The following is a 10857-nucleotide window of genomic DNA, read 5'->3' on the forward strand; positions in this document are numbered from 1 at the left end:
ATCGCCATCGTCAGCCATGGCTGCGTGATGGCCGTTGTCAGCATCATGGAGGTGATTTCTTAAGTGCGAGTTAATGTCGCCGTGATGTCACGGGTAGGGAGTGCGGTGGTTTCGGGGCGAGAAAAAGCCCCGGCGATGCGGGGCTTGGAGGGGCATTAGGGGGCGAACCTCAGTGGAGGATATCCCCCATGAAATAGGCCAGCATGGTCAGGATGACGGTGAACACCAGGTTCAGTACCAGGCCGGCCCGCATCATCTCCCGCTGCTGGATATGGCCGCTGGCGAAGACGATGGCGTTGGGGGGCGTGGCCACCGGCAGCATGAAGGCACAGGAGGCGCCGACGGCGATCAGCACGGAGACCACGATGGGGGAGACCCCCAGAGCCTCGGCCACCCCGGCGAACAGCGGCACCAGCAGCGCGGCGGTGGCGGTGTTGGAGACCAGCTCGGTCAGGAACACCACGAAGGCGGCCAGGCAGAGCAGGATCACGAAGATGGGCATGGAGGAGAGGCCGCTGGAGAGGTGCTCCGCCAGGAAGGCGTTGGCCCCGGTCTGCTTGAGGATGGCGCTCAAGGTGAGACCACCCCCGAACAGCAGCAGCACGCCCCAGTCGGTGTTCTGGTTGATGTCATCCCAGCTGGCGACCCGGCTGACGGCGATGGCCAGGATGGCGCCCATGGCGATCAGGGTATCGAACTGGGGAATGCCGCCCAGTGCCTTGGCAAGAGGCTGGGATCCAATCCACAGCAGCACCGTGGTCAGGAAGATGGCCAGGGTCACCTTGCGCTGGCCTGTCCACTCGATGGTGACCTGCTCGGTGCTGACCTGGTGGGAGAGATTAGGACGGGTGACCAGATAGAGCAGGCCGATGCCTACCGGCATGAAGATGATCACCACGGGGATGCCGAACTCCAGCCAGTCGGTGAAGCCCAAGCCCATCTGAGCGGCGGCGATGGCATTGGGGGGGCTGCCCACCAGTGTGCCGATGCCACCGATGCTGGCGCTATAGGCGACGCCAAGCAGCACGAAGACCAGGGTGCGGCGCTCCTTGTGAACGTCCAGCCCCTTCAGCATGCCGAGTGCCAGCGGCATCATCATGGCCGCGGTGGCGGTGTTGCTGATCCACATGGAGAGGGCGGCCGTGATGGTGAAGAGCACGATGGAAGCCCAGCCCAGGTGTCCCTTGGCGAGCTGCATCACCTTGCCGGCGATCTGGGTGTCGAGTCCCTGCTTGGAGAGGGCTGCCGCGAGGGCAAAGCCGCCAAAGAAGAGGAACAGGACGGGGTTGGCAAAGTCGGTCAGCGACTTGCTCATGTCGAACACCCCGAGCAGGGTGGCGAGCACCGGGATGGAGATGGCAGTGATGGTGATGTTCACTGCCTCGGTCAGCCAGAGGATGGCGATGAAGATCAGGATGGCCAGCCCCTTGTTGACCATGGGGTCAAACGGGAGCCATGCCAGCATGGCGCAGAGCAGGAGCAGATCCAGGATGACGATCCCGGACTTGATGTCCAGCCAGCGTGAGGGGGGAGTCGGAGGTACAGCCGATGTGTGCATAACGTTCTCTCGGTTAATTTATGGTTGTTGTTGTGATGCCGAGGTTACATATATCCCCCTGTTTGAAACAGGGGGATATGGTCAAATCATGTGGCGACTCACAGAGTCAAGTGAAAATGGATCTTCAATCAAACAGAAATGAAACATTTCATTTTCATTTGACGGGGGAGGTGAAGGAGAGCAGCCACTCCTTGAACAGGCTCTTGGGCAGGGAGCCGCTGCGCTGTGCCAGGATCTCCCCCCGCTGGAAGACCATCAGGGTAGGAATGCTGCGAATGCCATAGCGACCTGCGATGGCGGCCTCCTGCTCGGTATCGAGTTTCACGAAGCGAAGGCGGGGCTCAAGCTCCCGGGCGACCTCCTGAAAGACGGGGGCAAACTGCAGGCAGGGGCCACACCAGCTTGCCCAAAAGTCCACCACCACCGGGATGTCGGACTGGATCAGGGCATCGAAGCTGGCCTGACGCCCCGCCACCGGGGTTTGTTCGAAGAGGGCGTGACGACAGCGGCCACACTTCGCGTTTGAGTCTGCTTTTTCGACAGGCAGGCGGTTGCGGGTAAAGCATTGGCTACAATAGGTGGTGACAAGTGACATAATTGCTTCCTTATTTCATGGCCCGGCAACATCTTTATTGCAATCAGAGCGCCGACTAACGGTAACATAGCACTCAGTGGTTTTTCACAGTTGGCCTCCGGCCGTGACCTGATGTCACCGGATGGCCGACCATGACATGAGAATCGAGACGGGATGAAGAGTGTTGCACGGGGCAATCGTGTTGTCTTTGGCCTTATCATCGTATCGCTGGTGGGCTTTTCTGCCTATTGCTGGCAGTTGCTCAGCCAGCAGCAGCGTGCCTTCGATTTGAGCGTGGCGGCTGAGATGGTGCTCAATCGGGTCAATACCGATACCGTCTATCTGCTGGGGCGCGAGAAGGCCAGCGATGGCAGCGTACAGCAACGCCTGAGCCTGCTTTCCAGTCACCTGGACAGGTTCGTCAGGCTGGTGCACGAGGATCCGGAGTCGGTGGACGACCCCGGCTCCCAGGCGTTGCAGCGGGACATCGACGGTTATCTGCTGGATCTCGCCAGGCTCTACACCATGGAGATGACCATCGAGTATCTGGCTCCCCGCTTCCAGGGCCAGCTCAAGGCGTTGCAAGGCACCCTGCCGGTCGGTGAGGCGCAGTACCGCGACCTGACCGAACTCATGCGCCTGCACCACTACCTCAGACGTAGCTGGGATCAGAACGAGCAGCGACAACTGTTGCAACTCCAGCAGCACCTGCTTGACCGCTATGGCGAGCAGCCGAGGGTCGCGGCCCTCGTCCGGCTGGGCCAGGAGTTCAATCAGCAGGTGATGGAGTACCATCGCCTGCGCAATCAGGTGGTGGAGATGAAGGGGCTGAGCTCACTGCCCGCCTGGAAGCAGAGCAAGCTGGAGCGGGCCTCCTCCCTCAAGAGCCGCTTCTACCTGATGGTGCTGGGGGGGGCGCTGCTCTGCTTCTCGCTAGTGGCCGCGACCCTGTGGCGTCGCAACCAGAAGCTGAGCGAGCTCTCTCGCCATGCCGCGCTGCTGGCCCAGGCCAAGAGCGACTTCCTGGCCAACATGAGCCACGAGATCCGCACCCCCATGAATGCCATCATCGGCTTCAGCGCCCTGGCACTGCAAACCAGTCTGGATCCCCAGCAGCGGGACTATCTCAACAAGATCAAATCCTCGTCGGACACCTTGCTGCTGCTCATCAACGACATTCTGGATCTCACCAAGGTGGAGTCCGGCAAGTTGACCTTGGAGGAGATCGACTTCGATCTCAGCGAGCAGCTCGACTCCCTCGCCGCCATGTTCGCGGATCTGGCGGAGCGCAAGCACATCGAGGTCATCATCAACAAGTCTCCCGCCGTGCCCGACTTTCTGCGCGGGGATCCGCTGCGCCTCGGTCAGGTACTGGTCAACCTGGTGAACAATGCCATCAAGTTCACCGAGCGGGGCGAGGTGGAGGTGGCCATTACGCTCACCAGCCAGCATCCCATGCGGGTCTGCTTCAGCGTGCGGGATACCGGCATCGGCATCGCCCCGGAGAAGCAGGCCCAGCTGTTCCAGCCCTTTACCCAGCTGGAGGCGGGCAATACCCGTAAATATGGCGGCTCCGGGCTTGGCCTCAACATCTCCCAGCGCCTGGTGGGGCTGATGGGCGGGGAGATCACCGTGCAGAGCAAGCCCGGGGTGGGCTCCACCTTCCTGTTCGAGATCCCCATCTCCCAGGCGGTGTACGGGGTCTCGGGTCGCCGGGTCTTCTTCGATCACCAGCCCCTGATCCTGATGATGGATGACAACGAGCTGGTGCTGGAACTGGCCAAGGACATCCTGGGGCGGGCGGGGGCGTCCGTCATCACGGTCAACAGCCTCTCCCGCGCCCGTCAGGTGCTGCGGGAAGAGGGGCATCACATCCGCCTCGCCATCCTCGACTGGCGCATGGGTCAGGAGGATGGTCTGGACTTGGCCCTCGAGATGTACCAGCACAGCCAGTGGCGGCGCCTGCCTGTCCTGATGACCAGCGCCTGGTCCAGGGAGGGGCTGCACGGGCGGATGGAGAGCATGGGACTGACCCATTTCCTGGCCAAGCCCATGACCGAAAACGCCTTGCTGGCCAAGGTGGACGAACTGCTCAACGGCAGCTCCCATGACAGCAAGGTCCGCCAGGCGGAGGCCCAGGGGGATCAGCAGCAGTTCCGGGAGCTGCTGCGTGGTACCCGGGTGCTGCTGGCCGAGGACAACCGGGTCAACCAGCAGCTCATTCTGGAGTACCTGCGCCGGGTGGAGGCCAAGGTCACCGTGGTGGACAACGGCCGCGAGGCGGTGGAGCAGGTGGCGGAGCAGCCGTTTGACGTCATCCTGATGGATCTGCAGATGCCGGTGCTGGACGGGCTGGATGCCACCCGCCAGATCCGCAAGATGGTGGACAAGCACGATGTGCCCATCATCGCCCTCACCGCCAGCGCCATGCCGGGGGACAGGGAGCGCTGCCTTGGCGTCGGCATGAACGGCTATGTCACCAAGCCGGTGAGCAAGCTCGATCTCTACAACAACCTGCTGCAATGGGTGAAGAGCAGCGGCGGGGAGCCCAAGGTGCCCATCGAGGTCAAGCCGCCGGCCCTCATGGGCGTGCTGGATCTGGAGGATGCCCTGCGCCGGCTGGAGCATGACAGGGAGGCGCTGCAGATCCTCTTCAAGCTGTTCCTCTCCGAGCACAAGGACGATCTGTGGGACATCCGCACCGCCCTGCGTCGCCAGCAGCCCGAAGTGGCGTGCCGTTTGCTGCATACCCTGAAGGGGGTCTCGGCCAACATCTCCGCTTCCCGCCTGCAACTGCTGGCCGGGGAACTGGAGTGGCGGCTGCGGCTGCAGGAGGAGCTGAGCGAGGGGGAGCTCAACCAGTTGCAGCAGGTCTTTACCCAGACCCGGGAGGAGGTCTCCCACTTCCTGCTCACCGGAGAGCAGCAGGAGTCGGTCGCCTTCCCGTTCTCACCCCCCGACAAGCGGCTCTGAGGGAGGGCAAGATAGCAATCGTTCTCAAGTCACCCGCTTCAGGCTATGATGACCCACTCGTTCGCCCCCGCCAGGGGGCGATTGTATTGAGCTTCTCTTCACGATCACGCGGCAGCGCGCCGCGACCAAGGACTTCTCTGTGAGCGTATTTTTGCGGCTTGGCTGGTTTTTCAAGGATCAGTGGCGGCGTTATCTGGTGGCCATCTCCCTGCTGATGCTGGTGGCCCTGTTGACCGTGATCCCCCCCAAGGTGGTGGGCTGGGTGGTGGATGGCATCGCCAAGGGTGACCTGGACAGCGGCACCCTGACCGGCTATCTGGCGGGGCTTTTTGGCCTGGGACTGCTTATCTACCTGCTGCGCTATGTGTGGCGGGTCATGCTGTTCGGTGCCTCCTACCGGCTCGCCTACGTGCTGCGCAACCGGCTGTTCAGCCACTTCACCCGCATGAGCCCGGATTTCTACCAGCGCCACCGCACCGGTGATCTGATGGCCCACGCCACCAACGACATCCAGGCGGTGGAGATGACCGCAGGGGAAGGGGTGCTGACCCTGGTGGACTCCTTCATCGTCGGCATCCTGGTGCTCTCCATCATGTGCAGCCAGTACTCCTGGCAGCTGACCCTGCTCTCCCTGCTGCCCCTGCCGGTGATGGCTTTCTTCATGAACCGCTTCGGGACCCAGATCTACAAGGAGTTCAAGGCGGCGCAGGGGGCCTTCTCCCGCCTCAACAACAAGACCCAGGAGGCCCTCTCCGGGGTGCGGGTGCTCAAATCCTACGCGGTCGAATCCCTGGAGGACGAGGGCTTTGCCGAGCTGACCCGTCAGGCGGGGGAGCGCAACATGGCGGTGGCCCGCATCGACGCCAAGTTCGACCCCGTGATTTACCTGTGCATCGGCTGCTCCTATTTTCTGGCGGTCGCAGGGGGCAGCGCCCTGGTGCTGCAAGACAAGCTGACTCTGGGGGAGCTCACCAGCTTCACCATGTACCTCGGCCAGCTCATCTGGCCCATGTTCGCCATCGCCTGGCTGTTCAACATCATCGAGCGGGGCAGCGCCGCCTACTCGCGCATCGAAAGCCTGCTGGGGGAGCGCAGCGACATCGAGGAGCCGGCCCATCCCGTGGCGCTGGCCTCGGCGTTTCCCCTGCGGGTGCAGGGGCTGGGCTACCGGCTGGAGCAACGCACCCTGTTGCAGGGGGTGGATGTCACCCTGCAGGCTGGCGCCATGCTGGGGATAGTGGGACGCACCGGGGCAGGCAAGAGCTCCCTGCTCAAGCTGCTGATGCGCCTGGCCAACCCCACGGCCGGGGAGATCCGCATGGGGGAGGTGCCCATCTCGCAACTGTCGCTGGGTGAGCTGCGCAGCCAGTTTGCCTATGTGCCCCAGGAGCCGTTTCTGTTCTCCACCACCATCGCGGCCAACATCGCCCTGGGCCGCCCCGAGGCGAGCCGGGAGGAGATTGAGCGGGTGGCGCGCATCGCCTGTGTTCACGACGACATCAGCCGCTTCCCCAAAGGGTATGAAACCGAGGTGGGGGAGAAGGGGGTGACCCTCTCCGGTGGTCAGAAGCAGCGTCTGGCCATCGCCCGCGCCCTGCTGCTGGATGCCCCTATCCTGGTGCTGGATGACGCCCTCTCGGCGGTGGATGCCCACACCGAGCAGCAGATCCTGCTGGCCCTCAAGGTCCATAAGCGCACCCTGGTGCTGGTGAGCCACCGCATGACGGCGGTGGAGCAGGCGGACGAGATCCTGGTGCTGGAGCAGGGAGCGATCAGCGAGCGGGGCCGTCACGAGACCCTGATGGCCAGGAACGGCTGGTACGCGGACATGGTCCGCTACCAGCGCCTGGAGCAGGACGTGGAGGAGAGCCTGTGAACAGGATGACAAGGCCCCAGACACCCCTCACCCCTCACCCGATTCCCGCGAGCGGAGAGGGGAGCAAAGAGAGTCAATTCCCGTGGAACGTTGCGCTGGAGGCAAGTCTGTGAATCCAACCATCAAACGGCTGCTCGCCTACTGCGCCAGCTACCCCCGCTGGCTGGTGCAGGCGGGCATCTGCCTGCTGCTCGCCACCGGCGCCGAGGTGGCGGGCCCCTTGCTCATCAAGCTCTTCATCGATGACTACCTGGCGCCGCGCCGGCTGGAGTGGGGCATCATCGCCGCCCTTGCCGCCGGTTATCTGGGGCTGCAGGTGTTGTCGGCGGCCGGCTTCTATCTGCAATCCCTGCGCTTCAACCGCATCGCCCAGGCGGTGGTGCAGCGTCTGCGCGAGCAGGTGTTCGCCACCGCCATCCGCCTGCCTGCCCGCTATTTCGACAAGCACCGCTCGGGCTCCCTCATCTCCCGCATCACCAACGACACCGAGGCGATCATGAACCTCTATGTCCAGGTGATAGGGCTCCTGGTGCAAAAAGTGGTGCTCCTGTGCGGCATCCTGCTCTCCATGGCGCTGCTGGATCTGCGCCTGATGCTGGTGTGCGCCACCCTGCTGCCGGCGGTGGGAGCCGTGATGTGGCTCTATCAGAAACTGAGCGTGCCCGTGGTGCGGGCGACCCGATCCTTGCTCTCCGACATCAACAGCCGTCTCAACGAGTCGTTGCAGGGGATGCCGGTGATCCAGGCCATGGTGCAGGAGCGCCACTTCGCCAACGCCTTTGCGGGGGTGAACCAGCAGCACTGGCAGGCGCGGATCAAGAGCCTCAAGATCAACGGCATCCTGCTGCGCCCCCTCATCGATCTCTTCTACATGATGGTGCTCATCGGTCTGCTGGCCCTGTTCGCCCACGAGGGGCTGAGCACGGCGGGGGCCATCCAGGTGGGGGTGCTTTACGCCTTCATCAGCTATCTGGGGCGGATGATCGAGCCCCTCATCGAGATGACCAACCAGCTCAACCAGTTGCAGCAGGCCATGGTGGCGGGGGAGCGGGTGTTCGCCCTGCTCGATGAAACCCGCGAGAGCACCGACGGGGAGGTGCGCCCCCTGGAGGGACGGGTACGCTTCGACGGGGTGGGCTTCTCCTACGACGGGGAGCAGCAGGTACTGCAAGATGTGAGCTTTGCCACACGGCCGGGCCAGATGCTGGCGCTGGTGGGCCACACCGGCAGCGGCAAGTCCACCATCATCAGCCTGCTGATGGGTTTCTACCCCCTGGATCGGGGGAGCATCCACTTCGATGATCACCCCATGAACGGCCTGGCCCTCTCGGCGGTGCGCCGCAGCATCGGCCTGGTGCAGCAGGATCCTTTCATCTTCGTCGGCACCCTGGCCGAGAACCTGCGCCTTGGGCGTGACGGCATCGAGGATGGGCGGCTCTGGCAGGCCCTGGAGGAGGTGCAGCTGGCCGATTTCGTGCGCCGCCTGCCCGATGGCCTGGCCACCCTGATGGAGGAGGGGGGCAAGAACCTCTCCGCCGGCCAGCGCCAGCTGCTCTCCTTTGCCCGCGCCCTGGTGGGGGATCCGCGCATCCTCATCCTGGACGAGGCGACCGCGAGCGTGGACTCCCAGACCGAGCTCGCCCTCTCCCAGGCGCTCTCGGCGGCGCGCCGTGGCCGCACCACCATCGCCATCGCTCACCGCCTCTCCACCATTGTGGATGCCGATGAAATCCTGCTGCTCTCCCGCGGGTGGGTGAGCGAGCGCGGTACCCACGGCGAGCTGATGGCGCTGGGGGGGCATTATGCCCAGCTGTTCGAGATGCAGAGCCAGGGGGCCTGGCTTGAAGAGAAACGGGCCTGAGGCCCACCTAAAAAAACAGCCGGCATCTGCCGGCTGTTTTTTTGACTGGCGGGGTTAGACCGTGGCCTTGCTGCGGCTGACCTGTTTGGGCTCCAGGGGCGGGAAGTCATCGTTGAAGAAGGTATCCGCTTCTTCAATTTGTGCCTTGCGCTGCTTCTGGATGAAGTTGTCGAAGTCGCGCTTGATCTCGGGGTCCTTGAGGGCCTCGTAGTCGAACACGTTGGCGGCATAGAGGTAGTTGAAGTAGATGTCGACGAACTCGGCGCTGGCACAGGCGGAGGTGAACTTGCTGTTCTGGCGGTCGAAGTTGACGCGGTACTGCTTGATCTTCGGCACATAGACCAGCTCGTTGCCCACCTTGAACACTTCCACTGTGACCCCCACCGTGATGGTCTTGTGAAGTCCTTGTTGTTCTCCACCCCGAAGCGGATGGCATCCCCCTGCTTTTGCAGGAACTTGTTGAAGCTGGCCAGCGCCGTGGTGCCCTGGCTCACCACCACGTCCATGATGAAGTTGATGAAGTCGGTGGCGATGCTGAGCCCCTTGATGTGGCGGCTGTAGCTCTGCTGATCGATCTTGCTCGGCCCCATCAGGGGGATCTTGGAGAGGGCCCTGGCCCAGAGATCCGCGTCCGTCTTGTACTGCTCGCCATAGGCTTCGGCGTAACGGTTGATGTAGGCGGTGACCACGGAGGTGATGGCGATGAGGTAGGCCTTCTGTTCCGCCAGCTTGGCCATGACTGCGGGATCGTCCAGCAGCTCGTTGGCCACGATGAACTCCACCAGGCCGTCCTTGTCGGCATAGGGATCACTGCCCACCGCCCGGACGGTGTCGGGCAGATTGACGTCGTTGAAGAAGGCCTCGGCCTCGGCGAACTGATCATGGTTGCTCAGGCGGTTGGCCGGTGCCTCGCGCACCAGCTGGCAGAGCACCAGCTACGGCCTCGTAGTCCGACTCGCGCCACAGGGGGGCCTGCAACTGGTTGCCGAAGGTCTTCTTGTAGGCGAGGTTGAAGTCAAACAGCACCGAACTGCAGCCGCAATCCATGGCGAAGTCGACGGTGTAGCTCAGCGGCCCGGTGGGCAGGGGCTTGCTCATCTTCCCCTTGGCGCTGAGGTTGGCATAGCACTTGAGGTACTCCCGGCCAAACAGCTCGTAGGCACGGTTGTTGTTGAAGTTGAGCTGGAAAGTACCGGCGCTCTCGCCCCCGTTGAACAACTGTTGCACGTGACTCATCTCTCTATCCTTATGGTGAGATTGGTAGACGGGTTGACCCGGTGCCGAGTGGCTACTTCCTGGCCAGCAACAGCCTAGGCTGTGTTCTTAAAGTGATGAAGATATAATCTCACATCTTCTCAACAGCTTAAGATCCATTCCGTGTCCCACCGTTATCAGCTGACTGATGCACAATGGGGGCTTATCGAGCCCCAGTTTTCTTCTCGAAGCCTGATCGGGCGCCCTACCCATGAACCGCGCCAAGTGCTCGATGGCATTCTCTGGATACTCCACACCGGAGCTCCTTGGCGAGACCTTCCAGAACGTTTCGGACCATGGAATTCGGTCTACAACACCTTCCGGCGTTGGCAGGATGCAGGCCGGATTGATGCCATTCTGGAAGCGCTGCAACTCAAGCTCAATGAAGAAGGGCTCATCGATTTCGACCTGTGGTGCCTGGACGGCTCCAATGTCAGGGCATCCAAAGATGCTGCCGGAGCGCGTAAAAAAACACTCCGGTGAATCAAGCACTTGGTCGCTCTCGTGGTGGTTTTGGCAGCAAAATTCACTTGGTCACTGATGGTAATGGTTTACCGCTGGGGTTCTGCCTTTCGCCGGGGCAATCAGCGGAAATCAGATATGCGACAAGTGCGTTGGCCATGGCAAGGATCCCGACTTCATCAGGCCGTTATCGCACGTGACCAACGCATCTTGCCGCAGATAAGGCCTATAGCAGCAGGGCTTTGCGGGCCGAACTCCGGCGCAGAGGGATAAAAGCAGTCATCCCGCAGCGCAGCGAC

6 protein-coding genes and 2 pseudogenes are annotated in these 10857 nt (G+C 62.5%); 4 read left to right on the forward strand and 4 right to left on the reverse strand.

From position 1 onward, the window contains the following. Positions 1-169: 169 nt before the first annotated feature. Together AB5Y64_RS03365 and trxC are read right to left on the reverse strand one after the other, a co-directional pair. Positions 170-1558: a DASS family sodium-coupled anion symporter gene (locus AB5Y64_RS03365; RefSeq protein WP_043155181.1), complete on the reverse strand. Its 1389-nt coding sequence runs from the start codon at positions 1556-1558 to the stop codon at positions 170-172. A 154-nt stretch (positions 1559-1712) separates the two neighbouring features. Then, complete coding sequence (trxC, locus tag AB5Y64_RS03370; RefSeq protein ID WP_010674892.1) at positions 1713-2153, reverse strand: thioredoxin TrxC; 441 nt, start codon at positions 2151-2153, stop codon at positions 1713-1715. A 153-nt stretch (positions 2154-2306) separates the two neighbouring features. Here trxC and AB5Y64_RS03375 point away from each other — a divergent pair, with 153 nt between their 5' ends. From AB5Y64_RS03375 to AB5Y64_RS03385, 3 genes are all read left to right on the forward strand, one after another. Then, on the forward strand, positions 2307-5105 hold the full coding sequence (locus AB5Y64_RS03375; protein WP_045524566.1) for a response regulator: 2799 nt from the start codon (positions 2307-2309) through the stop codon (positions 5103-5105). A 139-nt stretch (positions 5106-5244) separates the two neighbouring features. Continuing rightward, positions 5245-6981, forward strand: coding sequence for an ABC transporter transmembrane domain-containing protein (locus tag AB5Y64_RS03380; protein ID WP_041211502.1), 1737 nt, complete (start codon positions 5245-5247; stop codon positions 6979-6981). Positions 6982-7090: 109 nt separating this feature from the next. Next, positions 7091-8842, forward strand: a complete 1752-nt coding sequence (locus AB5Y64_RS03385; protein ID WP_043155177.1) for an ABC transporter transmembrane domain-containing protein — start codon at positions 7091-7093, stop codon at positions 8840-8842. A 54-nt stretch (positions 8843-8896) separates the two neighbouring features. Here AB5Y64_RS03385 and AB5Y64_RS03390 read toward each other — a convergent pair. Both AB5Y64_RS03390 and AB5Y64_RS03395 read right to left on the reverse strand, forming a co-directional pair. Beyond that, positions 8897-9774, reverse strand: a pseudogene (locus AB5Y64_RS03390) (hypothetical protein). Further along, complete coding sequence (locus AB5Y64_RS03395; RefSeq protein WP_010674886.1) at positions 9722-10078, reverse strand: hypothetical protein; 357 nt, start codon at positions 10076-10078, stop codon at positions 9722-9724. The pseudogene AB5Y64_RS03390 and the gene AB5Y64_RS03395 overlap by 53 nt, the downstream one beginning before the upstream one ends. A 141-nt stretch (positions 10079-10219) precedes the next feature. On the opposite strand from AB5Y64_RS03395, the pseudogene AB5Y64_RS03400 reads away from it, so the two are divergent. Further along, positions 10220-10857 (forward strand): annotated as a pseudogene (locus AB5Y64_RS03400) (IS5 family transposase); the annotation flags it as partial.

Origin of the sequence: Aeromonas sp. R5-1 (genome assembly GCF_040908265.1) — a bacterium.
GTDB lineage: Bacteria > Pseudomonadota > Gammaproteobacteria > Enterobacterales > Aeromonadaceae > Aeromonas > Aeromonas caviae.

Bases quoted from the DNA above. Each gene is read 5' to 3' on its own strand.
- AB5Y64_RS03365 (WP_043155181.1), bottom strand. From the start codon at position 1,558: ATGCACACATCGGCTGTACCTCCGACTCCCCCCTCACGCTGGCTGGAC.
- trxC (WP_010674892.1), bottom strand. From the start codon at position 2,153: ATGTCACTTGTCACCACCTATTGTAGCCAATGCTTTACCCGCAACCGC.
- AB5Y64_RS03375 (WP_045524566.1), top strand. From the start codon at position 2,307: ATGAAGAGTGTTGCACGGGGCAATCGTGTTGTCTTTGGCCTTATCATC.
- AB5Y64_RS03395 (WP_010674886.1), bottom strand. From the start codon at position 10,078: ATGAGTCACGTGCAACAGTTGTTCAACGGGGGCGAGAGCGCCGGTACT.